This is a genomic window from Micromonospora sp. WMMD1120 (assembly GCF_029626235.1).
Taxonomy (GTDB): Bacteria; Actinomycetota; Actinomycetes; order Mycobacteriales; family Micromonosporaceae; genus Micromonospora.
Genome location: NZ_JARUBO010000005.1, coordinates 1,140,592 through 1,165,899, shown reverse-complemented (window position 1 = coordinate 1,165,899; position 25,308 = coordinate 1,140,592). Strand labels below are relative to the sequence as shown.

Annotated in this window: 25 protein-coding genes; 14 read left to right on the top strand and 11 right to left on the bottom strand. The window is 72.8% G+C overall.

Annotated features, from left to right (window positions below; genetic code table 11):
- The first annotated feature begins 32 nt into the window (after nt 1-32).
- Entirely contained in the window at nt 33-1,391 is a 1,359-nt protein-coding gene (glmM, locus tag O7634_RS05505; RefSeq protein ID WP_278149082.1) for a phosphoglucosamine mutase, read from the top strand.
- Nucleotides 1,392-1,461: 70 nt separating this feature from the next.
- Here glmM and O7634_RS05500 read toward each other — a convergent pair whose 3' ends face one another.
- Entirely contained in the window at nt 1,462-2,652 is a 1,191-nt protein-coding gene (locus tag O7634_RS05500) for a pyridoxal phosphate-dependent aminotransferase (RefSeq protein ID WP_278149081.1), read from the bottom strand.
- 186 nt (nt 2,653-2,838) lie between these two features.
- On the opposite strand from O7634_RS05500, the gene glmS reads away from it, so the two are divergent.
- Nucleotides 2,839-4,752, top strand: a complete 1,914-nt coding sequence (gene glmS / locus O7634_RS05495; protein ID WP_278149080.1) for a glutamine--fructose-6-phosphate transaminase (isomerizing) — start codon at nt 2,839-2,841, stop codon at nt 4,750-4,752.
- 6 nt (nt 4,753-4,758) lie between these two features.
- On the opposite strand, the gene O7634_RS05490 is transcribed toward glmS, so the two are convergent.
- Both O7634_RS05490 and O7634_RS05485 read right to left on the bottom strand, forming a co-directional pair.
- Nucleotides 4,759-6,351 carry an alpha/beta hydrolase gene (locus tag O7634_RS05490; RefSeq protein WP_278149079.1) on the bottom strand — a complete coding sequence of 531 codons (1,593 nt, stop codon included), beginning with the start codon at nt 6,349-6,351 and terminating at the stop codon, nt 4,759-4,761.
- Complete coding sequence (locus O7634_RS05485; protein ID WP_278149078.1) at nt 6,348-6,644, bottom strand: hypothetical protein; 297 nt, start codon at nt 6,642-6,644, stop codon at nt 6,348-6,350. The genes O7634_RS05490 and O7634_RS05485 overlap by 4 nt, the downstream gene beginning before the upstream one ends.
- A 175-nt stretch (nt 6,645-6,819) precedes the next feature.
- Between O7634_RS05485 and O7634_RS05480 the strand changes: the two genes are divergently transcribed.
- The 6 genes from O7634_RS05480 (at nt 6,820) to ung (ending at nt 12,257) form a co-directional block, all read left to right on the top strand.
- Complete coding sequence (locus tag O7634_RS05480) at nt 6,820-7,188, top strand: holo-ACP synthase (RefSeq protein ID WP_278149077.1); 369 nt, start codon at nt 6,820-6,822, stop codon at nt 7,186-7,188.
- 55 nt (nt 7,189-7,243) lie between these two features.
- The gene (locus O7634_RS05475) at nt 7,244-8,713 is read left to right on the top strand and encodes an NAD(P)H-hydrate dehydratase (RefSeq protein WP_278149076.1); all 1,470 of its coding nucleotides are present in this window, start codon (nt 7,244-7,246) and stop codon (nt 8,711-8,713) included.
- A 79-nt stretch (nt 8,714-8,792) separates the two neighbouring features.
- Entirely contained in the window at nt 8,793-9,911 is a 1,119-nt protein-coding gene (gene alr, locus O7634_RS05470) for an alanine racemase (RefSeq protein WP_278149075.1), read from the top strand.
- A complete protein-coding gene (locus O7634_RS05465; protein WP_278149074.1) occupies nt 9,908-11,011 on the top strand; it encodes an alpha/beta hydrolase in 1,104 nt (367 codons plus the stop codon). Before alr ends, O7634_RS05465 begins: the two co-directional genes overlap by 4 nt.
- Nucleotides 11,008-11,490, top strand: a complete 483-nt coding sequence (gene tsaE / locus O7634_RS05460; protein ID WP_278149073.1) for a tRNA (adenosine(37)-N6)-threonylcarbamoyltransferase complex ATPase subunit type 1 TsaE — start codon at nt 11,008-11,010, stop codon at nt 11,488-11,490. The genes O7634_RS05465 and tsaE overlap by 4 nt, the downstream gene beginning before the upstream one ends.
- Before the next feature lie 65 nt (nt 11,491-11,555).
- Nucleotides 11,556-12,257, top strand: a complete 702-nt coding sequence (ung, locus tag O7634_RS05455; RefSeq protein ID WP_278149072.1) for a uracil-DNA glycosylase — start codon at nt 11,556-11,558, stop codon at nt 12,255-12,257.
- Nucleotides 12,258-12,271: 14 nt separating this feature from the next.
- On the opposite strand, the gene O7634_RS05450 is transcribed toward ung, so the two are convergent.
- A complete protein-coding gene (locus O7634_RS05450; RefSeq protein WP_278149071.1) occupies nt 12,272-12,976 on the bottom strand; it encodes a helix-turn-helix transcriptional regulator in 705 nt (234 codons plus the stop codon).
- Between the two features lie 302 nt (nt 12,977-13,278).
- On the opposite strand from O7634_RS05450, the gene tsaB reads away from it, so the two are divergent.
- Genes tsaB through O7634_RS05430 form a run of 4 tightly spaced genes read left to right on the top strand, consistent with a single transcriptional unit; the run spans nt 13,279 to nt 15,742 of the window.
- Nucleotides 13,279-13,956 (top strand): tRNA (adenosine(37)-N6)-threonylcarbamoyltransferase complex dimerization subunit type 1 TsaB, encoded by a 678-nt coding sequence (gene tsaB, locus O7634_RS05445; protein ID WP_278149070.1) that lies wholly within the window; start codon nt 13,279-13,281, stop codon nt 13,954-13,956.
- On the top strand, nt 13,953-14,435 hold the full coding sequence (gene rimI, locus O7634_RS05440) for a ribosomal protein S18-alanine N-acetyltransferase (RefSeq protein ID WP_278149069.1): 483 nt from the start codon (nt 13,953-13,955) through the stop codon (nt 14,433-14,435). Before tsaB ends, rimI begins: the two co-directional genes overlap by 4 nt.
- Entirely contained in the window at nt 14,428-15,474 is a 1,047-nt protein-coding gene (gene tsaD, locus O7634_RS05435; protein WP_278149068.1) for a tRNA (adenosine(37)-N6)-threonylcarbamoyltransferase complex transferase subunit TsaD, read from the top strand. The genes rimI and tsaD overlap by 8 nt, the downstream gene beginning before the upstream one ends.
- Before the next feature lie 13 nt (nt 15,475-15,487).
- A complete protein-coding gene (locus tag O7634_RS05430; protein ID WP_053660576.1) occupies nt 15,488-15,742 on the top strand; it encodes a hypothetical protein in 255 nt (84 codons plus the stop codon).
- A gap of 30 nt (nt 15,743-15,772) precedes the next feature.
- On the opposite strand, the gene O7634_RS05425 is transcribed toward O7634_RS05430, so the two are convergent.
- The 7 genes from O7634_RS05425 to O7634_RS05395 all read right to left on the bottom strand — a co-directional run bounded on the left by O7634_RS05425 (nt 15,773) and on the right by O7634_RS05395 (nt 22,981).
- The gene (locus tag O7634_RS05425) at nt 15,773-16,510 is read right to left on the bottom strand and encodes a DUF4142 domain-containing protein (RefSeq protein ID WP_278149067.1); all 738 of its coding nucleotides are present in this window, start codon (nt 16,508-16,510) and stop codon (nt 15,773-15,775) included.
- 125 nt (nt 16,511-16,635) lie between these two features.
- A complete protein-coding gene (locus tag O7634_RS05420; protein ID WP_278149066.1) occupies nt 16,636-17,817 on the bottom strand; it encodes an ROK family protein in 1,182 nt (393 codons plus the stop codon).
- 22 nt (nt 17,818-17,839) lie between these two features.
- Nucleotides 17,840-19,102, bottom strand: a complete 1,263-nt coding sequence (locus O7634_RS05415) for an ABC transporter permease (protein WP_278149065.1) — start codon at nt 19,100-19,102, stop codon at nt 17,840-17,842.
- Nucleotides 19,099-19,917 carry an ATP-binding cassette domain-containing protein gene (locus O7634_RS05410; RefSeq protein WP_278149064.1) on the bottom strand — a complete coding sequence of 273 codons (819 nt, stop codon included), beginning with the start codon at nt 19,915-19,917 and terminating at the stop codon, nt 19,099-19,101. Before O7634_RS05410 ends, O7634_RS05415 begins: the two co-directional genes overlap by 4 nt.
- A gap of 113 nt (nt 19,918-20,030) precedes the next feature.
- A complete protein-coding gene (locus O7634_RS05405) occupies nt 20,031-21,128 on the bottom strand; it encodes a substrate-binding domain-containing protein (protein WP_278149063.1) in 1,098 nt (365 codons plus the stop codon).
- A 181-nt stretch (nt 21,129-21,309) separates the two neighbouring features.
- The gene (gene ybaK / locus O7634_RS05400; protein WP_278149062.1) at nt 21,310-21,789 is read right to left on the bottom strand and encodes a Cys-tRNA(Pro) deacylase; all 480 of its coding nucleotides are present in this window, start codon (nt 21,787-21,789) and stop codon (nt 21,310-21,312) included.
- Nucleotides 21,790-21,799: 10 nt separating this feature from the next.
- A complete protein-coding gene (locus O7634_RS05395) occupies nt 21,800-22,981 on the bottom strand; it encodes a methyltransferase domain-containing protein (RefSeq protein ID WP_278149061.1) in 1,182 nt (393 codons plus the stop codon).
- Between the two features lie 259 nt (nt 22,982-23,240).
- On the opposite strand from O7634_RS05395, the gene groES reads away from it, so the two are divergent.
- Both groES and groL read left to right on the top strand, forming a co-directional pair.
- Complete coding sequence (gene groES / locus O7634_RS05390; protein WP_030330046.1) at nt 23,241-23,555, top strand: co-chaperone GroES; 315 nt, start codon at nt 23,241-23,243, stop codon at nt 23,553-23,555.
- Nucleotides 23,556-23,624: 69 nt separating this feature from the next.
- Complete coding sequence (groL, locus tag O7634_RS05385; protein WP_278149060.1) at nt 23,625-25,262, top strand: chaperonin GroEL; 1,638 nt, start codon at nt 23,625-23,627, stop codon at nt 25,260-25,262.
- Nucleotides 25,263-25,308: the final 46 nt, after the last annotated feature.

Below are 25,308 nucleotides of genomic sequence, written 5' to 3'. Positions count from 1 at the left end.
CACAGGCAGTGCTCAATCGGAGGTTGGCGGGTATGGGTCGGTTGTTCGGCACGGACGGCGTACGCGGGCGGGCGAACGCGGATCTCACTCCGGAGTTGGCGCTGGCGCTCGCTGTTGCCGCCGCGCACACGCTCGCCGAGACGGACCGCAGCCATCCGCCGCTCGCCGTGGTCGGCCGGGACACCCGGGCCAGCGGCGAGATGCTGGAGGCCGCTGTCGTCGCCGGCCTGACCAGCGCCGGGGCCAACGTGGTGCGGGTCGGCGTGCTGCCCACCCCGGCGGTGGCGTTCCTGACCGCCGAAGCCAAGGCCGACCTGGGAGTGATGCTCTCCGCGTCGCACAACCCGATGCCGGACAACGGCATCAAGCTCTTCGCCGCCGGCGGTCACAAGCTGCCCGACGAGATCGAGATGCAGATCGAGGCGGCGGTCGAGACCAACGCCACCACCGCCTGGGAGCGCCCGGTCGGCGCGGGCGTCGGCCGCGTCCACGACCTGCTCGACGGCGCCGACCACTACGTGCAGCACCTGGTCGGCACCATCGGGCACCGCCTCGACGGCATCAAGGTGGTCGTCGACTGCGCCAACGGCGCCGCCGCCGAGGTCGCCCCGGTCGCCTACCGGGAGGCCGGCGCGGAGGTCATCGCCATCCACGCGGAACCCGACGGGCTGAACATCAACGACGACTGCGGCTCCAACCACATCGAGGCGCTGCGCGCCGCTGTGGTCGAGCACGGCGCCCACCTGGGCATCGCCCACGACGGCGACGCCGACCGGTGCCTGGCGGTCACCGCCGACGGCGACGAGATCGACGGCGACCAGGTGATGGCGATCCTCGCGCTGGCCATGCGGGAGGCCGGGACGCTCACCCAGGACACCCTGGTCGCCACCGTGATGAGCAACCTCGGCCTGCGGCTGGCCATGTCCGCGCAGGGCATCCGGCTGGTCGAGACCAAGGTCGGCGACCGGTACGTGCTGGAGGAGCTGCGCGCCTCCGGCCTGGCGCTCGGCGGTGAGCAGAGCGGCCACATCGTCATGCCCGCGCACGCCACCACCGGCGACGGCGTGCTCACCGGCCTACATCTGATGGCCCGGATGGCGGCCACCGGCCAGTCCCTCGCCGAGCTGGCGGAGGTGGTCACCAAGCTGCCCCAGGTGCTGATCAACGTGCCGGTCGGCGACCGGACCGTCGGGGCCGCCGCGCCGGCCGTCCGCGCCGAGGTCGAGCGCGTCGAGGCGGAGCTGGGCGAGACCGGCCGGGTGCTGCTGCGCCCGTCGGGCACCGAGCCGCTGGTCCGGGTCATGGTCGAGGCGGCCACCGAGCAGACCGCGCGGTCCGCCGCCGAGCGGATCGCCGAACAGGTTCGCTCCGCCAGCCCCGCCACGTCGTAGCTCGACAGGGGTGCTGTGGAGCTGAACCGGCTACGACATCAGCTCCACAGCCTTCCTACCAAGCGGCGGATCAGCGGCGCAGCGCACGCAGCCGGGTGACCGCCTCGGTCAGCACCTCGGGGCGCTTGCAGAAGGCGAACCGGACCAGCCGCCGGCCCGCGTCGACGTCGTCGTAGAACACCTGGGTCGGCACCGCCACCACCCCACAGCGCTCCGGCAGCGAACGGCAGAAGTCGACACCGTCCCGGCCGCCGAGGGCGGTGATGTCGGCGGTGACGAAGTAGGTGCCCTCGGACACCAGCACGTCGAACCCGGCGTCGGTGAGGCCGCCGACGAGCTGGTCGCGGCGCTGCTGGAGCGCGTCCCGGAAACCGGTGTAATAGTCGTCCGGCAGCGCGAGCGCCACCGCGACGGCGGGTTGCAACGGCCCGGCGTTGACGTAGGTGAGGAACTGCTTCACCCGTAGCACCGCCGACACCAGCGCCGCCGGGCCGCTCGCCCAGCCGACCTTCCAACCCGTGCAGGAGAACGTCTTGCCGGCCGACGAGATGCGCAGCGTCCGCTCCCGCATCCCGGGCAACGCCGCCAGCGGCACGTGTGGGCTCGCGGCGTCGGTGAAGACCAGGTGCTCGTACACCTCGTCGGTGACCGCGTACGCGTCGAACTCCTGGCACAGCTCGGCGACGAGCGTCAACTCGGCCGGGCTGAAGACCTTGCCGGTCGGGTTGTGCGGCGAGTTGAGCAACACCAACCGGGTACGCGGGCCGAACGCCGCGCGCAGCGCCGCCGGGTCGACAACGTACCGGCCGTCAGCGGTCGGCCGCAGCGTCACCGGCCGGCGGACCGCGCCGGCCAGCGCGATCGACGCGGCGTACGAGTCGTAGTACGGCTCGAAGCAGACCACCTCGTCGCCCGGTTCGCAGAGGGCGAGGATGCTCGCCGCCACCGCCTCGGTGGCGCCCGCGGTGATCACGACCTCGCCGTCCGGGTCGTACTCCAGATTGTGGAAGCGCCGCTGGTGGGCCGCGACGGCCGCGCGCAGGGCGGGGATTCCGGGGCCGGGCGGGTACTGGTTCTGCCCGGTGCGCAGCGCCTCGGCGGCGGCGGCCAGCATCTCCGGTGGGCCGTCGGTGTCGGGGAAACCCTGGCCGAGGTTGACCGCGCCGGTGCGAACGGCGAGGGCCGACATCTCCGCGAAGATCGTCGTGCCGAACGGCCGCATCCGGGCCACCAGCGGGTCGACATTCGTGCTCGTCGTCACCTGCGCCAGCCTACGGTCCCACCCGGCAGAACCCCAGCCGCACCTCTGGCGCACCGGAGGCGGGACGCGACCCGCTGTGACGCTCGTCCCGTTGCGACCCGACAACCCCTGATCGCTCAGATTCCGTGATTGATAACCCGCCTTTCGAGCAACCATGGTGAGTGAAACTGGGTTAGGCTGCGGGCCATGTGTGGAATCGTGGGATACGCGGGCCAGCGCCCCGCGCTCGGCATCGTCCTCGACGGGTTGCGGCGGCTGGAATACCGCGGCTACGACTCGGCGGGTGTCGCCGTCGTCTGCGACGACCAGCTGCTGACCGAGAAGAAGGCCGGCAAGCTCGCCAACCTGGAGAAGGTGCTGTCCGAGCGGGCCGCCGACGACCCGACCTCCTGCGCGGCCAGCCCGATCGGCATCGGCGACGGCACCACGGGGATCGGGCACACCCGGTGGGCGACCCACGGTGGCCCGACCGACCGCAACGCCCACCCGCACGTCGCCGGTGACGGTCGGGTGGCGGTCATCCACAACGGCATCATCGAGAACTTCGCCAAGCTCCGCGCCGAGCTGGAGGACGACGGCGTCCAGTTCCACAGCGACACCGACACCGAGTGCGCCGCGCACCTGCTCGCCGCCGCGCTGGCCGACCTGCGCGCCGCCGGGCAGCCGGACGGCCCGCAGCTGCTCGCCGCCGGCATGCGGGTGGTCTGCCAGCGGCTGGAGGGCGCGTTCACCCTGCTCGCCGTGGACGCCGCGGTGCCCGGCGCCGTCGTCGGTGCCCGCCGCAACTCGCCGCTCGTGGTCGGCCGGGGCGACGGGGAGAACTACCTGGCCAGCGACGTGGCCGCCTTCATCGAGCACACCCGGGAAGCCGTCGAGCTGGGCCAGGACCAGATCGTGCTGATCACCGGTGACAGCATCGAGATCACCGACTTCGAGGGCCAGCCCGCCGCCGGCAAGGACTTCCACATCGACTGGGACTCCTCGGCGGCCGAGAAGGGCGGCTACGACTGGTTCATGCTCAAGGAGATCGAGGAGCAGCCGCAGGCCATCGCCGACACGCTGCTCGGTCGGCTCACCGAGAGCGGTGAGATCGCGCTCGACGAGGTCCGTCTCAGCGACCAGGACCTGCGCGACGTGGACAAGATCTTCATCGTGGCCTGCGGCACCGCCTACCACGCCGGGTTGGTCGCCAAGTACGCCATCGAGCACTGGACCCGCATCCCCTGCGAGGTGGAGCTGGCCAGCGAATTCCGCTACCGCGACCCGGTGCTCGACCGGTCCACGCTGATCGTGGTGATCTCGCAGTCCGGCGAGACGATGGACACCCTGATGGCGCTGCGCCACGCCAAGGAGCAGAAGGCCCGGGTGCTGGCCGTCTGCAACACCAACGGCTCGACCATCCCCCGCGAGTCGGACGCCGTGCTCTACACGCACGGCGGGCCGGAGATCGCCGTCGCCTCCACCAAGGCGTTCCTCACCCAGGTCGTCGCCTGCTATCTGATCGGGCTGCACCTGGCCCAGGTGCGCGGGATCAAGTTCGCCGACGAGGTCGGCGCCGTGGTGTCGCAGTTGCAGGAGATGCCGGCCAAGCTGCGTGAGCTGCTGGACCGGATCCAGCCCGTCCGCGAGCTGGCCCGGGACCTGAAGTCCGAGCCGACGGTGCTGTTCATCGGGCGGCACGTCGGCTACCCGGTGGCCCTGGAGGGCGCGCTGAAGCTCAAGGAGCTGGCGTACATGCACGCCGAGGGCTTCGCCGCCGGCGAGCTGAAGCACGGCCCGATCGCCCTGATCGACAAGGGCACCCCGGTGATCTGTGTGGTGCCGTCGCCGGTGGGCCGGGGCATGCTGCACGACAAGGTCGTCTCCAACATCCAGGAGGTCCGGGCGCGCGGCGCGCGGACCATCGTGATCGCGGAGGAGGGCGACGAGGCCGTCGTCCGGTACGCCGACCACCTGATCTACGTGCCGAGGACGCCGACACTGCTGGCTCCCCTCGTCACCACGGTGCCGTTGCAGGTGTTCGCCGCCGAGATCGCCGCGGCCCGGGGGCACGACGTGGACCAGCCCCGCAACCTGGCCAAGTCGGTCACCGTCGAGTAGGGCCCCTCAGCGCCCCAGCACGACCCGGGCCATCCCGTCCAGCGCGGGATTGCCCGGGTCCCAGTAACCGGTGTGGCCACCACGGCCGCTACCGAAGACCCGTCCGCCGAACCCCGGGTCCGACGGGTCGTGGCCGAACCACAGCTCGTGTCCCGTCCGGTCGGGCCAGCCCAGCACGGCGGCCAGCGGCACCGCGCCGAGCAGCGCCCGCCGGCCCAGCTCGTCGGCTGGACGGGCGGCGCGGATCACGTCGTCCGGGGCGCTGCTCGCCCACACCTCGGCCGGTGGCACGCCCAGCTCGGCGGCGCGCGACACCCCGACACCCGGTGAGCCGACGAAGACCAGCGCGTCGGCGGCCAGCCCGTGCTCCCGGGCCGTCACACCGACCACCAGCGACCCGTAGCTGTGCCCCAGCACCGTCTGCCGGGCCGGCGGCCCCTCGTGGCTGGCCCGCAGCCCCTCCTGAAAGCGGTGCAACGCCGGGCCGGCGTCCCGGGCCTGGTCGGCCGAGGTCGCCTCGGTGAGGAAATCCGGAGCGTCGTAGTCCAACCACAGGACCGCCGCGCTGCGCTCGGTCGGGGCGAGCGCGGCGCACCGGTCCAGGACCCGGGCCGCCCGGCCCAGCTCGCCGGGGGCGTCGTCCAGACCCGCTGTCATCCCCGGCACGTAGGTCAGCACCCGCTCGGCGTGGTCGGGATCGCCGAGCGTCACCACCGCCCGGCCCTCGCCGGCGGTGTCCACGCCGAGCAGGTACGCCCGCGGCGCCCCGCCGGCCGTCAACCGCCCGGCCAGCGCGTCCAGGCCGGCCAGCCGTGCCGCCAGGGCGCGCAGCCGGAGCACCGTGAGCGGCCCCGGCGGCACCCGGGCCAACAACCGCCGCCGCTCGGCCAGCAGCTCCGCCCGCCAGCCACCGAGCCGCAGCCGGTTGGCCTGGTCCCGGGCGGCCACCGGCACCCCGTCCAGTCGGCCGACCACTGCCGGCTCGTGCCCGATCAGCCAGCGTCGCTGTGCCGGTGTCAGCCCAGACCACCAGGCCCGCACCAGCGCCGGCGGTGCTCCCGGGGCGGGCCGCCCCGGTGGGGGCGGCGACACCCAGCCGGCGCCAGCGGCCCTGGCCAGCTCGTCCAACCGGTCGGCGGCGACCCGGTCGGCGGCGGCCGCCACTTCCAACGCGCCCCGCAGGCTCGCGGCGACCCGCGCCGCCGCCACGCCGCTGCGCTCGGTCGCCCCGCCCCGGGCGCTGTCGACGTGCACCGCGCCCGAACGGTCGACCAGCAGGCCGGCCGCGTCCGCCTGGGCGACCGCCTCGGTGAGCTGTGCCTTCGCCACGGTCAGGCGGACCGACAGGTCGGCCAGCACCTGGTCGGCCTCGATCAGCGCCGGTGCGATCGACAGCAGTTCGGCACGGTGCGCGGCGAGCCGGGCATCCGCCGCCGAGGCCGCCGCGCCGGACCAGCCGACCCGCAGTCGATCGGCGGCCCCGCGCAGACCCTCGGCACGCCGCTCGACCGGCGTGGTGAGCCCCGCCCAGGCCACCCCGGCGGCCCGCCACCCGCCCGGATCGGCTGCCCACAACTGCCGGTAACCGACGCCGCTCACCGGGGCAGGGCGGTGAACCGGTCGGCGACCCGGTCGTCCACCGACTCGTACGCCTCGGCGGCCGCACGCACCCCGGCGGAGGCCGTGGCGACCCCGGCGCCCAATCGGCAGAACCAGGCGTGCCCGGCGGCCTCCAGCCCGACCAGGGCCGCCCCGGCGCGCCACTGCGGCGCCGCCACGACCAGGCCGGGCAGCCCTGCGAGGCCCCGCGCCAGTTGGTGCGCCTCGTCGTCGAGCGCCGCGGCGACCCCGCGCAACTCCTCCGGCTGGACGGCGAACGACTCGTCGGTCATGACCACACCCCCGTGGACGATCGGCATCGACACCGGTGACGCTAGGCGTGTGCCGGACGCCGGGAGGTGCCCTGTGGACAGCCGGCGTCGAGGCGTACCCCGGGCTGTCCACAGGCGTTGCCCAGCGCGGACCGGACGGCTAATCTGCGGCCCCGACCGCCGGTAGGGTGGTGTGGTGATCGTCGCTGTCGGCATCGACGTGGTCCTGGTCGACCGGTTCGCCCGGGCCCTGGCACGGACGCCGCTGCTGGCCGACCGGCTCTTCACCGAGGCCGAGCGACGCACCCGCAGCGGGGGTCCGCGCTCGCCGGAGTCGCTCGCCGCCCGGTTCGCCGCGAAGGAGGCGGTGGCCAAGGCGCTCGGCGCCCCGGCCGGGCTCAACTGGCACGACTGCGAGGTCGTCCCCGATCCGGACGGTCGCCCCTGGCTGGCCGTCTCCGGCACGGTCGCGGCGGTGGCCGACGCCCGCGGGGTCAACCACTGGCATCTGTCGCTGTCGCACGACGGCGGGATCGCGTCGGCGATGGTGGTCGCGGAACGATGAGGTCGACCGGGAGGGTCGGTCCGGCCCTTCCGTGGACGGGATGGGACACGGTGGCATGAGAGCGGTGTGGCGGGTGGCCGACGTACGGGCGGCCGAGGCGGGGCTGATGGGCACGCTGCCGGAGGGGACGCTGATGCAGCGGGCCGCCGCCGGGCTGGCCCGTCGTGCCGCGCTGCTGCTCGCCGAGCGGGGCGGGGTCTACGGGGGCCGGGTGCTGCTGCTGGTGGGGTCGGGTGACAACGGTGGCGACGCGCTGTACGCGGGGGAGCGGCTGGCCCGTCGCGGCGTCCAGGTGTCGGCCCTGCTGCTCACCCCCGGCCGGGCGCACGCCGCCGGGCTGGCCGCGCTGCGCGCCGCCGGCGGCCGGCTGGTGCCGGCTCCGACCGGCCCGGTCGACCTGGTCCTCGACGGCATCGTCGGCATCGGCGGCACCGGAGGGCTACGGGCGAACGCGGACGACGTGGTCCAACGCCTCGGCGAGCTGCGTGGTCGCGACGGCGTACGGGCCACGGTGCTGGCGGTCGACGTGCCCAGCGGTGTCGCGGTGGACACCGGCCACGTGCCGCTGTCCGCGTCCGGGCGACCCACAGCGGTCCGCGCCGACGTGACGGTCGCCTTCGGCGCGCTGAAACCGGCCCTGGTGGTCGGGCCGGCCGCCGCGCTGGCCGGGGAGGTGGAGCTCGTCGACATCGGGCTGCGGCCGTGGCTGCGGGGATCACCGGCGTTGCGGGTCACCGAGTGGTCCGACCTGGTCCACTGGTGGCCGCGGTTGGGTCCGTCCTCGGAGAAGTACACCCGGGGCGTGGTGGGGGTGGCGACCGGCTCGGCGACCTACCCGGGCGCGGCGGTGCTCTCCGTGGGGGGCGCGCTGGCCGGGCCGACCGGCCTGGTCCGGTACGCCGGCAGCGCCCGCGCCGAGGTGCTGCACCAGCATCCCTCGGTGATCGCCAGCGGGCGGGTCGCCGAGGCGGGCCGGGTGCAGGCCTGGGTCTGCGGCTCCGGGCTGGGCACCGGCGCGGACGCGGCGGCCGAGCTGCGTGCCGTGCTGGCCGCCCCGGTGCCCGTGGTGCTCGACGCCGACGCGTTGACCCTGCTGGTGGACGGCTCGCTCGCCGACCGGCTGCGGGGCCGGGACGCGCCGATCGTGGTCACCCCGCACGACCGGGAGTACGCGCGGCTCTGCGGCGAGGAGCCGGGCGCCGACCGGGTCGGCGCGGCGCTGCGGCTGGCCGCCTGGATGAACGCCGTGGTGCTGCTCAAGGGCGACCGTACGATCATCGGCACGCCGGACGGCCGGGCGTTCGTCAACCCGACCGGAACCCCGGCGCTGGCCACCGGTGGCACCGGCGACGTGCTGGCCGGGTTGCTCGGCTCGCTGCTCGCGGCCGGGCTGCCCGCCGACCGGGCCGCCGCCGCGGCCGCGTACCTGCACGGACTGGCCGGCCGGGAGGCGGACCGCGGCGGGCCGGTGATCGCGCCCGACGTGGCCACGGCGCTGCGCCCGGTCCTCGCCCGGCTGGGCTGATCGTCCCTCTCCGGCCGGCGCGGCGTCGGGGCACGTGCGTCGCCGCCCCGGTGATCACGGCGGAAAGTAGGCTGGGCGTATGTGGCAGGCCGAGGTACGTGTCGATCTTGATGCGATCCGCGAGAACGTGGGCAGGCTCCGCTCCTCCACCACCGCCGAGCTGATGGCGGTGGTGAAGGGCGACGGGTACGGCCACGGCATGCTTCCGGCCGCCCGCGCGGCGCTCGACGCCGGGGCGGACTGGCTCGGCGTCTGCACCCTCGACGAGGCGCTGACCCTGCGCCGGGCCGGTGTGACCGCGCCCGTGCTGGCCTGGCTGCTCGCGCCCGGGCTGCCCCTGCACGAGGGGGTCGGCGCCGGGGTGGACCTGAGCGCCGCCAGCCTCTCGCAGCTCGACGAGATGATCGAGGCGAGCCGACTCGCCGGGCGTCCCGCCAGCCTGCACCTCAAGATCGATACCGGGCTCTCCCGGGGCGGTGCGACGGTCGCGGACTGGCCGGCGCTGCTGGAGGCCGCCGCGAAGGCCCAGGCCGACGGTCTCGTCGAGGTGGTCGGCGTGTGGAGCCACTTCGTGTACGCGGACCTGCCCGGCCACCCCACCATCGACCGTCAGTTGGCGGTCTTCCACGAAGGGCTGGCCATGGTCGAGCGGGCCGGGCTGCGACCGCGTTGGCGGCACCTCGCCAACTCGGCGGCCACGCTGACCCGCCCGGACACCCACTTCGACCTGGTCCGTCCCGGCCTGGCGGTCTACGGGCTCTCCCCGGTCGCCGGCGAGACGTACGGGCTGCGACCGGCGATGACCGCCCGCGCCCGGGTGATGCTGACCAAGCGGGTGCCGGCCGGCACCGGCGTGTCCTACGGGCACACCTACACCACCGAGACCGCAGCGAACCTGGCGGTGGTGCCGCTCGGCTACGCCGACGGGGTTCCCCGGCACGCCTCCAACACCGGGCCGGTGCAGCTCGGCGGCGTCCGCCGGACCATCTCGGGCCGGGTCTGCATGGACCAGTTCGTGCTCGACTGCGGCGACGACCCGGTGGCCGACGGCGACGTGGCGACGCTCTTCGGCAGCGGCGCGGACGGCGAGCCGACGGCGGACGACTGGGCCGAGGCGGTCGGCACCATCAACTACGAGATCGTCACCCGGTTCGGCAGCACCCGGGTGCCCCGGGTCTACGACGGTGAGCGGCCATGAGCTACCGCATCCCACGACCCCGCACGGCCGCCGGGCGCGTCGCCGGGATCGTCGGCGCGGCGGTGGGGGTCGCCGCGGCCGGCCTGGCGGCCGGCGTCGCGACCGAACGGACCCTGGTCCGCCGGCTCAAGGCCGACCCGGCCGACCGCTACGCGCACGAGACGTTCGACGGGCAGCGGTACGACGAGGCGTTCCGACTGGAGCTGCCGGACGGCACCGACATCCACGTCGAGGTGGTCGAGCCCACCAACCCCGTGCCGGGTCATCCGACTGTGGTCCTGGTGCACGGCTTCTGTCTGGACATGGGGACGTTCCACTTCCAGCGGCAGTTGCTCACCGCCCGTGGTGACTACCGCGTCGTGGCGTACGACCAGCCCGGACACGGTCGTTCCGGCCGACTGGAGACCGGGGAGTACGACCTCGCGGTGCTCGGCCGCACGCTGCGCCAGGTGATCGACCGCACCGCCCCGGACGGACCGCTGGTGCTGGTCGGGCACTCGATGGGCGGCATGACCATCATGGCGTTCGCCGAGCTGTTCCCGGAGCTGTTCGGTGACCGGGTGGTGGGCACCGTCCTGATGGCCACCTCGGGCGGGCTCGTCGCGGAGACGAAGCTGGTCGCGCCCGCGCTGCTCGGGCGGGTCGGCGGCCCGGTGCTCTACATGGTCAGCAACGCCACCCGGTACGGCGGTCCGGTGATCGACAAGGCCCGCCGGTCGACGTCGAACGTGGCCTGGCTGCTGACCCGCAGGTACGGCTTCGGCACCCGCAAGCCGAGTCCTTCGCTGGTGTCGTTCGTGGAGATGATGAACTCCCGGACGTCCGCCGACACGGTGACCCGTTACCTGCGGACCCTCGCCACCCACTCGCGTTTCCCGGCGCTCGCGGCGCTGGCGGCGACGCCGGTGTTGGTGGTGGTCGGCGACAAGGACATGATCACTCCGGTCACCCACTCAGAGGAGATCGTCCGGCGGCTGCCGCACGCCGAGTTCGTCAAGATCAAGGACAGCGGTCACGTGGTGATGTTGGAGCACGCGGACGAGGTCAACGCCGCGCTGGTGCGGTTCCTGGAGTCATTGCAGAGCGTGGAGGAACGGTGAGTCACGTCGTCAAGCTGCCGACCGTCGAGGACACCCGCGACTTCGGCGCCCGGCTGGCCGGGCTGTTGCGCGCCGGCGACCTGGTGCTGTTGACCGGTCCGCTGGGCGCCGGCAAGACCGCGCTCACCCAGGGCATCGGCGCCGGGCTCGGTGTCGTCGGGGACATCACGTCCCCCACCTTCGTGATCGCCCGGGTGCACCGCCCCGATCCGGAGCGGGGTGGTCGGGTCGCGCTGGTGCACGCCGACGCGTACCGCCTCGGGGCCGCCACCGACCCGCGCGCGGAGATCGACGACCTGGACCTGGACGCCTCGGTGGACGACTCCGTGACGGTTGTCGAGTGGGGTGAGGGCCTGGTGGAGCAGCTTGTCGACGCGCACCTGCGGGTCCGCATCGACCGCCACGACGACGACACCCGCGTCGTCGAGCTGGACCCGGTCGGTGGCGACTGGGCGAGGCGGCTCGCCGACCTGGGCTAGCCGGGACGCTGTCGTACCGGGTGCCTAGAGTGCGGGGGACCGACCCGCGCTGTGAGAGGTTCCTGATGCCCGACGACGCCCCCGCCCTGGATCTGTTGGCCCTGCTGCCCGAGCAGTGGCGTGCGGTGCTCACGCCGCACCTCGACCCGGCGCGCACCGCCGCGCTGGCCGAGTTCGTCGCCCGGGAATACGCGACGCAGACCGTCTTCCCGCCGGTGGAGGACCTGTTCTCGGCCTACCGACTCTGCCCGCCGCAGCGCACCCGGGTGCTGATCCTCGGTCAGGACCCCTACCACCGCGCCGGGCAGGCGCACGGGTTGAGCTTCAGCGTCCGCGAGGGTGTGCCGGTGCCGCCGTCGTTGCGCAACGTCTTCAAGGAGCTGGGCGAGGACGTGGGTGTGCCCAAGCCGCGCAGTGGCAACCTCGACGGCTGGGCCGCCCAGGGCGTTCTGCTGCTCAACTCGGTGTTGACGGTCCGCCAGGCCACCCCGGGCTCGCACGCCAACGCCGGCTGGGAAGACTTCACCGACGCGACAATCCGCGCGCTGGACGCCGCGCCGGAGCGGGTGGTCTTCCTGCTCTGGGGTGGCTACGCCCGCAAGAAGGCCGCACTGGTCACCAACCCGCAGCACGTGGTCCTGGAGGCCGGTCACCCCAGCCCGATGAACCCGCGCGGCTTCCTCGGCAGCCGGCCGTTCAGCGCGGCCAACAAGGCGCTCGCCGACGTCGGCCTGCCCACCATCGAGTGGGAGCGCACCGCCGGCTGACGGGCTCGTCCAGCTCAGCCGTCGCTGGCGAGCCGCCGGTCCCGGTAGCGCCGCAACAGCTCGCCAGCGTGCGGCTCGATCAGTTCCAGCTCGACGAGCGGCACGACGCGGTATGTCCGGTCACCGTGGCGCACCTCGATCGTCTCGGGCAACTCGTCGCACATGACGGCCCTGATCTCGCCGTGTCGGGTCAGCCAGCGGTGCTCGCCCGGCTCCTCGGGCTCCAACCAGATGCCGCCGAACACTCCCCAGCGGGCGTCCCACCGCTGGCCGAGGTTCTTGTCCAGCCAGCGGCTGAACACTGTCGAGTCCTGCCACCGCACCGCGATCTGCAGCGCGTCGACCGGCACCGGCGCGCCCTGCAACAGGGCGGCTGTGCTCCCGGTGATCACCTGCGGCAGGTCGGGGAGCCGATCCAGCAGCCGGTCCAGGCCAAGCTCGCTGACCCGATCGCCGATCGGCCGGGCGGCCAGCTCGTCGATCCGGGCGTCGAGGTGGGCGTCCAAGGGTTCCACCCCGACCACCAGCTGCACGTCCATGGCGGCGAGCAGCGCCTCCAGGGCGGCGATGCTCGGCGCGCGGTCACCGTTCTCGATCCGGGCCACCGCCGCCTGGCTGAGTCCGGCGGCTTCGGCCAACTGACCCTGGGTCATCTCACGCAGATGGCGCTGTTGTCGGACCGCTTTGCCGAGCAGGGTGACGAGGCGTGTGGGAGGCATCACCGCATGATGGGCCACGCCGAGCCGAAGCGGGTACCGCTGAGGCCGATCCCGGACGTATCCGCCGAAGTGACCGGGGCGCGTCGTGCCGGTTCGCGTCGTGCCGGAGCTTCCCGTGGGGTCGGCCACTCTCCTTTGAACGGTATACCTGTGAGTCATAGATATGACTCACAGGTATACCGCTCGGCACAGCATGCGCCGCCCGCTCCGGCGACGCGGTTCGAGGTAAGGAGGCGGCGTACCGCCGGGGACGGGGCGGGGCGTGACCGGGGCATCCGGTGGGCCGGCTAGGCTGGCTTACCGTGCTCGTACTCGTGGTGGACAGCTCGACCCCCGCCGTCACCGCGGCGCTGGTGGAGGTCTCGGCAGACGACGTGACGTCCCGGGCGCACCGGTGCACCGTCGACGCGCGCGCGCACGGTGAGCTGCTCGCGCCCCAGGTGGACACCGTCCTCGCCGACGCCGACGCGCGCCCGCGTGACCTGACCGCGATCGTCGCCGGGCTCGGCCCGGGACCGTTCACCGGGCTGCGGGTCGGCCTTGTCACCGCCGCGACGATGGGCCAGGTGCTCGGCATCCCGACGTACGGTGTCTGCTCGCTGGACGCCATCGGCTACCCGGCGGCGTCCGGCGCGCCGGTCCTGGCCGCCAGCGACGCCCGGCGCAAGGAGCTGTACTGGGCGGTCTACGACGGCGCTGGCCAGCGGTTGGTCGGGCCGGAGGTGTCCTCTGCGGTGGTGGCCGCCGCGCGGGCCCGCGAGCTGGGCGCGAGCGTCGCGGTCGGCGACGGGGCGCACCGGTACGCCGAGGTCCTGGACCTGCCGGTCCGGGTCGAGCCGCGCTACCCGGACGCCGCGGCGCTGGCGCTGCTCGCCGCCGAGCGGGTCCGGGCCGGGGCGCCCGGTGAGCGACTGACCCCGCTCTACCTGCGCCGCCCGGACGCGGTGGCGGCGACCGGCCACAAACCGGTCCTGCCGTGACCGGCGTACGTCTCGCCCCCTTCCGCTGGTGGCACATCGACGACGTGCTGCCGATCGAGGCGGACCTCTTCGGCGCCGAGCGGTGGTCGCCGGCGATGTTCTGGAACGAGCTGGCCAACGGGCACCACTACCGCGTCGCCGTCGGCGCGGACGGCGAGGTGCTCGGCTACGCCGGACTCGCCGGGGCCCCGCCGGACGAGGTGTGGGTACAGAACATCGCCGTGCGCCGGGACGCCCAGCGGCGTGGCGTCGGCCGGGCACTGCTGGAGGAACTGCTCGCCGAGGCGGCCCGCCGGGACGCCCGCAGCACCCTGCTGGAGGTCGCCGTGGACAACGCGGCGGCGCAGCGGCTCTACGCGACGTACGGGTTCGAGCCGATCGGGGTACGCCGCGGCTACTACCAACCGAGCAACACGGACGCGCTGGTCATGCGGCGCGACGCCGAACCGACCGGGGACGGACCGAACGACAATGGCTGACGAACCACTGATCCTGGGTATCGAGACCTCCTGCGACGAGACCGGCGTCGGCATCGTCCGGGGGCACACCCTGCTGGCCGACGCGCTGGCCTCCAGCGTCGAGGAGCACGCCCGGTTCGGAGGTGTGGTCCCCGAGGTGGCGAGCCGGGCCCACCTGGAGGCGATCGTGCCGACCATGGACCGGGCGCTGACCGAGGCCGGCGTCACCCTGGCCGACATCGACGCGATAGCTGTCACCTCCGGGCCCGGCCTGGCCGGCGCGTTGCTGGTGGGCGTCGCCGCCGCCAAGGGGTACGCGGTCGCCGCCGAGAAGCCGGTGTACGGCGTCAACCACCTCGCCGCGCACGTCGCCGTGGACACCCTCGAGCACGGTCCGTTGCCCGAGCCCGCCGTCGCGCTCCTGGTCTCCGGCGGCCACTCGTCCCTGCTGCTCGTCGACGACCTGGCCCGTGGTGTCACCCCGCTGGGCGCGACCATCGACGACGCGGCCGGTGAGGCGTTCGACAAGGTCGCCCGGCTGCTCGGGTTGCCGTTCCCGGGCGGGCCGCCCATCGACCGGGAGGCGCGGGCCGGCGACGCCGAGGCGATCGCCTTCCCGCGTGGCCTGACCGCCGCGAAGGACCTCGCCGCCCACCGGTACGACTTCTCGTTCTCCGGGTTGAAGACGGCGGTGGCCCGGTGGGTCGAGGCCCGTCAGCGTGCCGGCGAGCCGGTGCCGGTGGCGGACGTGGCCGCGTCCTTCCAGGAGGCCGTCTGCGACGTGCTGACCAACAAGGCGATCGCCGCCTGCCGGGCGCAGGGCATCGAGACCCTGGTCATCGGCGGGGGCGTGGCGGCGAACTCACGGCTGCGCGCGCTCGCCGAGCAGCGGGCGGAGAAGTACGGCATCCAGGTCCGGGTGCCCAGGCCGAAGCTCTGCACAGACAACGGCGCGATGGTGGCCGCGCTCGGTTCGCACCTTGTCGCCGCCGGGGTTGCGCCGAGCCGACTGGACCTGCCGGCCGACTCGGCGCTGCCGTTGACGACAGTCAGCGTCTGACGGGCGGAGCGGCATGATCGTGCGGATGTGGGAGGCGCGCGCCGAGGCGTACGGGGTGGCCGACCTGATCACCTGGGTGTGCGACACCGCGCTGCCCGAGCTGGAGCACGACCCGTTGCACGTCTCCAGCGAGGTGTTCTCGTCCACCGACCACCGTGTGGTCGTCATCTCCAAGTGGCGCAGCAACCCGCGCCCGCTTCCGGACCCACCGGCCCTGCTGGTGGCCCGCGCCCCGCACTCCTGGGACTTCACCCAGGTCGACCGCTGACGCGAGCCACCAACCCGGCCACGACGGTGATCAGCTGCGGCGCATCATCCGGTAGGTGGCGATACCCCCGGTGCCCAGCGCGGCGAGGAAGACCAACCAGACGACGGTGCTGCTGACCCCGACCGCCGGGCCGGTGTTGGCGGAGGCGGCGGCCAGCAGGCCGTCGTTGCCGGGGGCGGGCAGCGCGGCCGGTGGCAGCTCGGGCCAACGGACCAGGCCCGTGCTCTCCAGCATCTGCATGTGGTGCTGCACGAAGCCGTTGGCGTCCTCGCAGAGCTTGCGGACCGTGGCGTCCCGGGTGCTGGCCCGCACCGCGCCGATCACCGGGAAGATCTTGCCGTGGGCGACCCGGAGCCGGGTGACGAAGATCTGGTCGAAGCGGGCCCCGGATGCCTTCTGCATCTCGTTGAGCCAGCCCTTCTGCTCCGCCGTCGGCTCGCTGGGGATCGTCGCGCCCAGCTTGTTGGCCGCCTCGACGACGAGTTCGTCGAGCCTCTGGTGCTCGCCGGCGATGGCCGCGCCGATCTCCCGGACCTTGGCGGACTGCCCCTTCTCGGCGGCCATCTGGCCGGCGGGCATCTCCCACAGCCCGGCCAGCCGCACCCCGTTGAGCAGTGTCATGTCGGCGGCGTTGAGCTGCTGACCGACCGGCGCGGCGACGGCCACGCCCGGTAGCACGCCGACCCCCGCGATGACCGCGATGAGCAGCATCGCCGCTCGGTGGGTCCGGGTGCCCGGTCGACGACGGGCGGATCTGAGCGGTGCCATGTCTGTGGTGCCTCCTCGGTCCGGACCGGAACGCGTCTGGACCGGGCACCCGTACGCTGCCGGTTGCCCGTCCGCCCACTGGTACGGACCGAACGCGCGATCAGTTCACCGCACGCCGACCCGGATCAGCCGACGTCGAGGGGATCGGCGAGGAGCCGTTCGAAGGCCAGCTCGGCGGCCCCGAGCAGGGCGGCGTCCTCGCCGAGCAGCGGGGTACGCAGCCGGACGTGCTCCAGGCAGGCGCCGAGCGCGTTGGAGTTGAGCCGGCTGCGGATCTGGGCCGCCGCCGCGAGGTAGAGGTCGCGCATGGTCCCGCCGAAGATGACCAGCTCGGGGTTGAAGACGTTCACCAGGTTGGCCACCCCGAAGCCGAGCCAGTCGCCGGCCTGGCGGACCGCTGTCTGCGCTCGGGCGTCGCCCCGGTCGGCCGCGTCGAAGACCTCCAGCAGCGCGTCGCGCCCCCGGGCGTCGGAGCGTCCGGCGGCCCGCAGCAGACCGTGCTCGCCGATCTCGGTCTCCCAGCAGCCCCGGGAGCCGCACTCACAGGGCTTGCCGTCGCGGACCACCTTCATGTGGCCGACCTCGCCGCCGTACCCGCCGTGCCCGGTCAACCGGCGTCCACCGGCGATGATGCCGGCGCCGACGCCGACGTCGCCGTACAGGTAGAGGACGTTGTCGCAGCCCGCCGCCACGCCCCGCGCGTGTTCGGCGAGCACGGCGACGTCGGCCACGTTCCCCACCGTGATCGGCACGTCGATGCCCAGTTCGTCGGCGAGGGCGACGGCGATCGGCTCGTCCACCCAACCGGTGGTGGGGCCGAGCCGCACCAGGCCGTCGTCGCGGCGCACCATGCCGCACACCGCCACGCCCGCGCCGACGCAGATCGCGTCGGCCGGCACCGTCTGCTGCATCTCCTTGACCGCGCCGGCCAGCAGCGGGGCGGCCTCGGCGGCCAGCAGGCCGCGCGGCCTGGGCAGGACCCGCCGATCCAGCACCGCGCCACCCAGCCCGATCCGGGCCGCGCGCAGGCGGTCCACCTCCACGGAGTACGCGTACGCGTAGACCCGGGCCGACTCGGGCCGGACGACGAGGGATGGTCGTCCGGCCCGGCCGGTCTCCTTCGGGGTGCCCTCGCTGACCAGCCCCACGGCGGACAGGTCGGCGGTGAGCGCGCCGATGGTGCTGCGGTTGAGGCCCAGCGTGGTGGTCAGTTCGGCGCGGGTGGTCGCCCCGTGGACGTGCACGTACCGGAGCAGTGCCCCGAGGTTCTGCCGCCGGACGTCGTCCTGACTCGGACCTGGGCGCATGGTGGTGCCACCTCCCGCGTGGTCAGCGGGTGCCGGTGGCTGCCGCGCGCCGCCGGGAGAGGGCGTCGACGCTGGCGGCGAGCAGCAGCACGACGCCGGTGACCACGTACTTGACACCCGCGCTGTACCCCATCAGGCCCATGCCGTTCTCGATGACCGCGACCACCGCGCCGCCGAGCACGGCGTCGAGGACCCGGCCCTTGCCGCCGAAGAGGCTGGTGCCGCCGATGACGGCCGCGCCGACCGCGTAGAGCAGCACGTTACTGCCACCGGTGTTCGGGTCGACCGAGTTGGCCCGGCTGGCCGCGACGATGCCGCCGACGGCGGCCATCGACGAGCAGATCATGAAGACCGAGATCCTGATCCGGTCCACCCCGATGCCCGCCCGGCGGGCCGCTTCCCGGTTACCGCCCACGGCGTAGATGTGCCGGCCGTAGCTGGTGCGCTGGAGCACGAAGGTCCAGACGATCAGCAGCAGCGCGATGATCGGCACCACGATCGGCACGCCCTTGAGCGAGCTGATCAGCACGTTGCGGCTGCGTTCGAGGTTGAGGACGTACACGGCGGCGCCGAGGATGACGGCGAGCCCGGCGATCCGCAGCGCCACCACGGCGATCGGGTCGGTGATCAGGCCGCGGGCCACCCGGTTGCGGTGGCGCAGCAGTTGCACCGCCGCGTAGCCGACCACGGCGAGGACGGTCAGCGCCCAGCCCAGGGCGGGGGTGAGGTTGCGGTTGGCGATGGCGACCAGCACCTCGTCGCGGACCGAGATGTTGGTGCCCTCCTTCACCAGCAGCAGCACGATGCCCTGGAAGGCGAGGAACCCGGCGAGGGTGACCACGAAGGACGGAATGCCGATCTTCGCGACGAGCAGGCCGAGGCTGGTGCCGATGACCATGCCGGTGGCGATCGCCGCGAGCACGGCGACCCACCAGGGGTAGCCCAGCACGGTGACCACGTTGGCCAGCACCGCCGCGCAGACGCCGCTGGCGAAGCCGGCGGAGAGGTCGATCTCGCCGAGCAGCAGCACGAAGACCAGGCCCATCGCGATCAGCGTCACCGCCGCGCCCTGGGTGAAGAGGTTGGCGAAGTTGCCGGCGGACAGGAACGACGACGGCCGCATGACCGCGAAGACGGTGCAGAGCACGATCAGGCCGAGGACGGCCGGTAACGCGCCGACGTCGCCACCGCGTACCCGACTCAGGTAGTTGCGGGCGTGCCCCCCGACGGTCGGCGCCGGTGTGACGGCCGCCGGGCCGTCCTCGCGCACGGCGGTGGTGGTCATCGGTGGCCTCCTGAAGTCGACTCGGCCGGCTGCGGGCCGTCGCCGTTGCTGTCCGTCTCGGTGGCGAGGCCGAGCCCGCCGGAGCGCCCGGCGGTGATCAGCTCGACCACCTGGGCGTGGGTGATGTCGGTGGTCTTCACCTGGGCGACCATCTGGCCGAGGTACAGGGCGGCGATCTGGTCGGAGACGGCGAAGACGTCGTTCATGTTGTGCGAGATGAGCACCACGGCCAGGCCGTTGTCGGCGAGGCGGCGGACCAGTTCGAGCACCTGCGCGGTCTGCGCCACGCCGAGGGCTGCCGTCGGCTCGTCCAGGATCACCAGCTTGCTGTTCCAGAGCACCGCCTTGGCGATGGCGACCGTCTGCCGTTGACCGCCGGACAGGCTGGACACGTGCTGGCGCAGCGAGGTGACGGTGCGGATGGAGAGCCCGGCCAGGGTCTCGGCGGCCAACTGTTCCATCGACGGCTCGTCCAGGACGATGCCGCTGCGCCGCTCGCGACCGAGGAACATGTTCTGCACGATGTCCAGGTTGTCGCAGAGCGCGAGGTCCTGGTAGACGACCTCGATGCCGAGCGCGGCGGCGTCCCGGGGGTTGTTGATGTGCACCGGTTCGCCGTCGAACAGGAACTCGCCGGCGTCGGTGGGATGGATGCCGCTGATGCACTTCACCAGGGTCGACTTGCCGGCGCCGTTGTCACCGACCAGCGCGGTCACTTGGCCCGGGTGGACGGTCAGGGCGACGTTGCGGAGCACCTGGACGGGACCGAAGCTCTTGTCGATCCCGCGGAGCTCCAGCAGAGGGGTCGCGGACACGGGGTCTCCTTCTTAAGGGAGGGTCGGGGCCCGTCCGGCGGACGCCGCCCGGCACGGGAGGGTGCTCCCGTGCCGGGCGGCGGTGGTCGTCCCGGCGGGTACTGCGGCGTCGGTCAGCTGATCCCGGCGTCGGCGCAGGCCTTGGCGTACGCCGCGGTGCAGATCGCTTCCTTGGTCACGTAGCCGTCGGCGATGACGTCCTTGACGTTCTCCTTGTAGATGGCCTTCGGGGTGAGCAGCACCGAGGGGACGTCGCGGTTGCCCTCCGGGTCCTTCACGGTCTGGCCGGTGTCCTTCTTCTCGCCCTTGGCGAGCGCGATGGCCAGGTCGGAGGCGGCCTTCGCCTCTTCCCGCACGGCCTTGTAGACGGTCATGCACTGGTCGCCGGCGAGGATGTTCTGCAGGCCCTCGGTGCTGGCGTCCTGGCCGGTCACCGGCACCTTGCCGTTGAGGTTGTTCTTCTTCAGGATCGAGATGGCGGCGTTGCCGAGGCCGTCGTTGGCGGCCAGCACACCGTCGATCTTGCCGTTGGCCTTGGTGAGCTGCTGCTCGAAGATCGTCGCGGCCTGGGCGTTGTCCCACGCCGGCACCGAGTCCTCGGGGCCCTTGACGTATTCCTTCGAGTCGAACTTCGGCTTGAGCACCGAGTCGTAGCCGGCCTTGAACAGGGTGGCGTTGTTGTCGGTGGGGGAGCCGTTCAGGTACGCCACGACGGGGTTCTTGGCGCCCTTCTCGGTCAGGCACTTCGACAGGCCCTCGCCCTGGAGCTTGCCGACGGTCTCGTTGTCGAAGCTGACGTAGTACTGGGCGGAGCCGCCCAGGGTGAGCCGGTCGTAGTCGATGGTGGCGACGCCCTGCGACTTGGCCTTGTCGAGCACGGCCTTGCCGGTGCCGGAGTCCAGGTTGACGATCATCAGAACGGTGACGCCGCTGGTGATCATCTGGTCGGCGATGGTCTGGAAGGCGGTCTTGTCGTTCTGGGCGTTCTGGATGTCGTACTGGACGCCGGCGGCCTTGAACGCCTCCTCCAGGAACCGACGGTCCGCGGTCTCCCAGCGGACGGAGGACTTGCTGTCCGGGAGGATCACGCCAATCTTGGCGGCCTTCTCGGAGCCGGTGGAGCCGGAACCGGAGTCGTCGTCGCCACACGCGGTCAATCCGCCGGTCGCGAGCAGGCCCACGGCGGCGATGGTGAGGAGCCCCTTACGCATGTGCAGGGTCCTTTCGGAGGTGGGGGAGGTGTTGTGTGTTTGTTGTGCCCGGCAACGTATTGCGCCCCGCCTCGGGTCCACAAGACCGCCCAGGTACGAAGTTTGTTGGGAGCGATAACAATTCAGCAACGCGAGTGTTACTCCCCCGCCATCCAGGAGGAGTTGATCGTCATGACCGTTGTCAGCGGGTCTGCAACGGCGCGGTGCCGGCGTCGGTGAGCGCCACCAAATCGACCGCCGCCAGTTCGAGCTGTAACCCACGCCGGCCAGCCGAGACGTAGATCGTCGGAAGGTCCAGCGCGGATTCGTCGAGCACCGTCGGCAGTCGACGACGCTGGCCGAGCGGGCTGATCCCTCCGCGTACGTAGCCGGTCGCCCGCTCGGCGACCACCCGGTCGGCCAGCGTCGCCCGCTTGCCACCGACCGCCGCCGCGAGCGCCTTGAGATCCAACTCGCCGGTCACCGGCACGACGGCCACTGTGAGCCCGCCGTCCACCTCGGTCACCAGCGTCTTGAACACGCGCTCCGGCGCGACACCGAGCGCGGCAGCCACCAACGCGCCGTAGTTCGGGGCGTCCGGCGACACCCGATACGGGTGGGTGCGGTGCGCGACGCCACGCTTGACCAACAGCGCCGTCGCCGGAGTGCCCTGTCCCGCCACGGGGACGACGCTAGTCCACCGGCCGACCGATCAGCACCGTCGGTGCGCCGTCGACCCGGGTGAGCACGAGGCTCGCCGCCGCGTCCCCGGCCAGCCGCAGGTCCCGCCGGAGCTGCTCAGGGACGAGCGCCGAGCCCCGCTTGAGGATCTCCACCCGGCCCACCCGGCGCTCCCGCAGCAGCGTCCGCAGTCGCTTGAGCGAGAACGGCAGCACGTCGGTGATCTCCAGGCAGCGCGCGAACGGGGTGCGCGTCGGCCGGTCGGCGTAGAGATAGGCGATGCTCGGATCGGCCAGTGTGGCGTCCAGCTCGGCGGCCAGTTCGGCGACGAGGTGCGCGCGCGCCACCGCCGGGTCCGGGTCGTAGAGGTAGCGGCGCGGCGGCCCGACCGGCGCCTCGGCGGCACCCGAGCCGGTGAGCTGGTGGATCTCCGTACGGTGCACGGTGGCGCGGCGGGGCACCTCGGCCAGCTCGCCGCACCAGAGCGCGGCCTCGACCAGGTCGCCGTCCACGGCCACCCACTCCGCCTCCGCGCCCGCCGGGATGAGCGCGTGGTCCAGGCCCGGCGCCACCTTCACCACAGTGTGCCGCACCCGCTCGGCCAACCCGGTGACGAAATCCCACGGCGGTGAGTAGGCGCGCGGGTCGAAGATCCGCCGTCCGGTGCCGCTGCTGCGCCGGGCCGGGTCGCAGAAGACCCCGTCGACTCCGGACACGTCGAACGTCGTGGCGTCCCCGCACTCCACGGTGAACAGCTCGGACAGCCCGGCCGCGGCCGCGTTGGCGGCGGCCATCTCCGCTGTCAGCGGGTCGGCCTCCACCCCGTACACCCGGATGCCGGCGCGGGCGGCGGCGAGCGCGTCCGCGCCGAGGCCGCAGCCGAGGTCGGCCAGGGTGCGCACCCCGGCCGCGGCCAGCCGGGCGGCCCGGCGGTCGGCGACCACCCGGCGGGTGGCCTGCTCCAGGCCGGGACGGGTGAGGAACATCCCGGCGGCGGCCGCACCGAACTTGCCGACCGCCCGGTGGCGCAGCTCCGCCTGGGTGAGCGCGGCGGCGGCCAGCGTCGGCGGCACCCCGGCCGCGCGCAGCGCCGACGCCGCGGTCAACGGATCGCCGCCGGCGAGCTCGCCCGCCGCGGCGAGCGCGGCCGATCCCGCAGGGGTACGCAGTGCCGCCAGCTGATCGAGATCCACCGGCCCATTGTCCGTGTCGATCGGGAAATCATGCCTGGCGGGGCGCGACGCGTTGGCACTCTCCTTGACGGAGTGCTAGCCACGGAATAACCTGCGATTAGCACTCTCGCCCTGAGGGTGCCAGCTTCCGGGTCTCGCGACCCGGGCGCGCACGCCAGGCGGACCGGCACCCGCGACGACGGCCCCGCCCGGTGGCATGAGGCAGATTGACGCTGGTCAGCCCCGCTGGCCAGCAACGAAACCAGTACCCCAGGAGGGTATGCCCGTGACTACCGCGACCAAGGTTGCGATCAAGCCGCTCGAGGACCGCATCGTGGTCCAGGCGAACGAGGCTGAGACCACCACGGCGTCGGGCATCGTGATCCCCGACACCGCCAAGGAGAAGCCGCAGGAGGGCACCGTCCTCGCTGTCGGCCCGGGGCGCGTCGACGACAACGGCAACCGGGTCCCGGTTGACGTCCAGGTCGGCGACACCGTCCTTTACTCGAAGTACGGCGGCACCGAGGTCAAGTACGCCGGCGAGGAGTACCTGGTGCTCTCCGCCCGCGACGTCCTCGCGGTCATCGAGAAGTAAGCAACCGATCAGTGCCATTGCCCCGGTCCGGCTCGCCGGGCCGGGGCAATGGCGTTCGAAGGGATACCCATGGCGAAGATCCTGAGCTTCTCGGACGACGCCCGGCACCTGCTGGAGCACGGTGTCAACGCCCTCGCTGACGCGGTCAAGGTCACCCTCGGCCCGCGCGGGCGCAACGTCGTCCTGGACAAGAAATTCGGTGCGCCGACGATCACCAACGATGGTGTGACCATCGCCAAGGAGATCGAGCTCACCAACCCGTACGAGAACCTTGGCGCGCAGTTGGTCAAGGAGGTGGCGACCAAGACCAACGACGTCGCCGGCGACGGGACCACCACCGCTACCGTGCTGGCCCAGGCGATGGTCCGCGAGGGTCTGCGCAACGTGACCGCCGGGACCAACCCGGCCGGGCTCAAGCGGGGCATCGACGCGGCGGCCGTCAAGGTCTCCGAGGCGCTGCTCGGCCGGGCCGTGGAGGTCACCGGCAAGGAGTCGATCGCGAACGTGGCGACGATCTCCGCGCAGGACGCCACGATCGGCGACCTGATCGCCGAGGCGATGGAGCGGGTCGGCCGCGACGGTGTCATCACCGTCGAGGAGGGCTCGATGCTCACCACCGAACTGGACGTGACCGAGGGTCTCCAGTTCGACAAGGGCTTCATCTCCCCGAACTTCGTCACCGACCTGGAGAGCCAGGAGTCCGTCCTCGAGGACGCGTACATCCTGGTCACCACCCAGAAGATCTCGGCGATCGAGGAGCTGCTGCCGCTGCTGGAGAAGGTCCTGCAGAACAGCAAGCCGCTGCTGATCATCGCCGAGGACGTGGACGGCCAGGCGCTCTCCACCCTGGTGGTCAACTCGCTGCGCAAGACCCTCAAGGTCTGCGCGGTCAAGGCCCCGGGCTTCGGTGACCGGCGCAAGGCGATGCTCCAGGACATCGCGATCTCCACTGGCGCCGAGCTGGTCGCCCCGGAGCTGGGCTTCAAGATCGACCAGGTCGGCCTGGAGGTGCTCGGCACCGCCCGGCGCGTCGTGGTCGACAAGGAGAACACCACGATCGTCGACGGCGGCGGCCAGAAGTCCGACGTCGCCGACCGGGTGGCCCAGATCCGCAAGGAGATCGAGGCCTCCGACTCCGACTGGGACCGGGAGAAGCTGGCCGAGCGGCTGGCGAAGCTCTCCGGTGGTATCGCCGTCATCAAGGCCGGCGCGGCCACCGAGGTCGAGATGAAGGAGCGCAAGCACCGCATCGAGGACGCCATCGCGGCGACCAAGGCCGCGGTCGAGGAGGGCACCGTGCCCGGCGGCGGCGCCGCCCTGGTGCAGATCCTCTCGGTGCTCGACGACGACCTGGGCTTCACCGGTGACGAGAAGGTCGGCGTCTCGGTCGTGCGCAAGGCGCTCATCGAGCCGCTGCGCTGGATCGCGCAGAACGCCGGTCACGACGGCTACGTCGTGACGCAGAAGGTGGCCGACCTCGACTGGGGTAACGGCCTCGACGCCGCCCAGGGCGAGTACGTCGACCTGGTCAAGGCCGGCATCATCGACCCGGTGAAGGTGACCCGCAACGCGGTCACCAACGCCGCCTCGATCGCCGGTCTGCTGCTCACCACGGAGAGCCTCGTGGTGGACAAGCCGGAGCAGCCCGAGCCGGCCGCCGCCGGTGGCGGTCACGGCCACGGCCACCAGCACGGGCCGGGCTTCTGATCCGACAGCGACACCCGTTCCGGGGCGCGCCGCGTACGCGGCGCGC

Coding starts and splice junctions, on each gene's coding strand:
- glmM (WP_278149082.1), top strand. CDS start 33: ATGGGTCGGTTGTTCGGCACGGACGGCGTACGCGGGCGGGCGAACGCG.
- glmS (WP_278149080.1), top strand. CDS start 2,839: ATGTGTGGAATCGTGGGATACGCGGGCCAGCGCCCCGCGCTCGGCATC.
- O7634_RS05485 (WP_278149078.1), bottom strand. CDS start 6,644: ATGACCGACGAGTCGTTCGCCGTCCAGCCGGAGGAGTTGCGCGGGGTC.
- O7634_RS05475 (WP_278149076.1), top strand. CDS start 7,244: ATGAGAGCGGTGTGGCGGGTGGCCGACGTACGGGCGGCCGAGGCGGGG.
- alr (WP_278149075.1), top strand. CDS start 8,793: ATGTGGCAGGCCGAGGTACGTGTCGATCTTGATGCGATCCGCGAGAAC.
- O7634_RS05465 (WP_278149074.1), top strand. CDS start 9,908: ATGAGCTACCGCATCCCACGACCCCGCACGGCCGCCGGGCGCGTCGCC.
- ung (WP_278149072.1), top strand. CDS start 11,556: ATGCCCGACGACGCCCCCGCCCTGGATCTGTTGGCCCTGCTGCCCGAG.
- O7634_RS05450 (WP_278149071.1), bottom strand. CDS start 12,976: ATGCCTCCCACACGCCTCGTCACCCTGCTCGGCAAAGCGGTCCGACAA.
- tsaD (WP_278149068.1), top strand. CDS start 14,428: ATGGCTGACGAACCACTGATCCTGGGTATCGAGACCTCCTGCGACGAG.
- O7634_RS05430 (WP_053660576.1), top strand. CDS start 15,488: ATGATCGTGCGGATGTGGGAGGCGCGCGCCGAGGCGTACGGGGTGGCC.
- O7634_RS05425 (WP_278149067.1), bottom strand. CDS start 16,510: ATGGCACCGCTCAGATCCGCCCGTCGTCGACCGGGCACCCGGACCCAC.
- O7634_RS05420 (WP_278149066.1), bottom strand. CDS start 17,817: ATGCGCCCAGGTCCGAGTCAGGACGACGTCCGGCGGCAGAACCTCGGG.
- O7634_RS05415 (WP_278149065.1), bottom strand. CDS start 19,102: ATGACCACCACCGCCGTGCGCGAGGACGGCCCGGCGGCCGTCACACCG.
- O7634_RS05405 (WP_278149063.1), bottom strand. CDS start 21,128: ATGCGTAAGGGGCTCCTCACCATCGCCGCCGTGGGCCTGCTCGCGACC.
- groES (WP_030330046.1), top strand. CDS start 23,241: ATGCCCGTGACTACCGCGACCAAGGTTGCGATCAAGCCGCTCGAGGAC.
- groL (WP_278149060.1), top strand. CDS start 23,625: ATGGCGAAGATCCTGAGCTTCTCGGACGACGCCCGGCACCTGCTGGAG.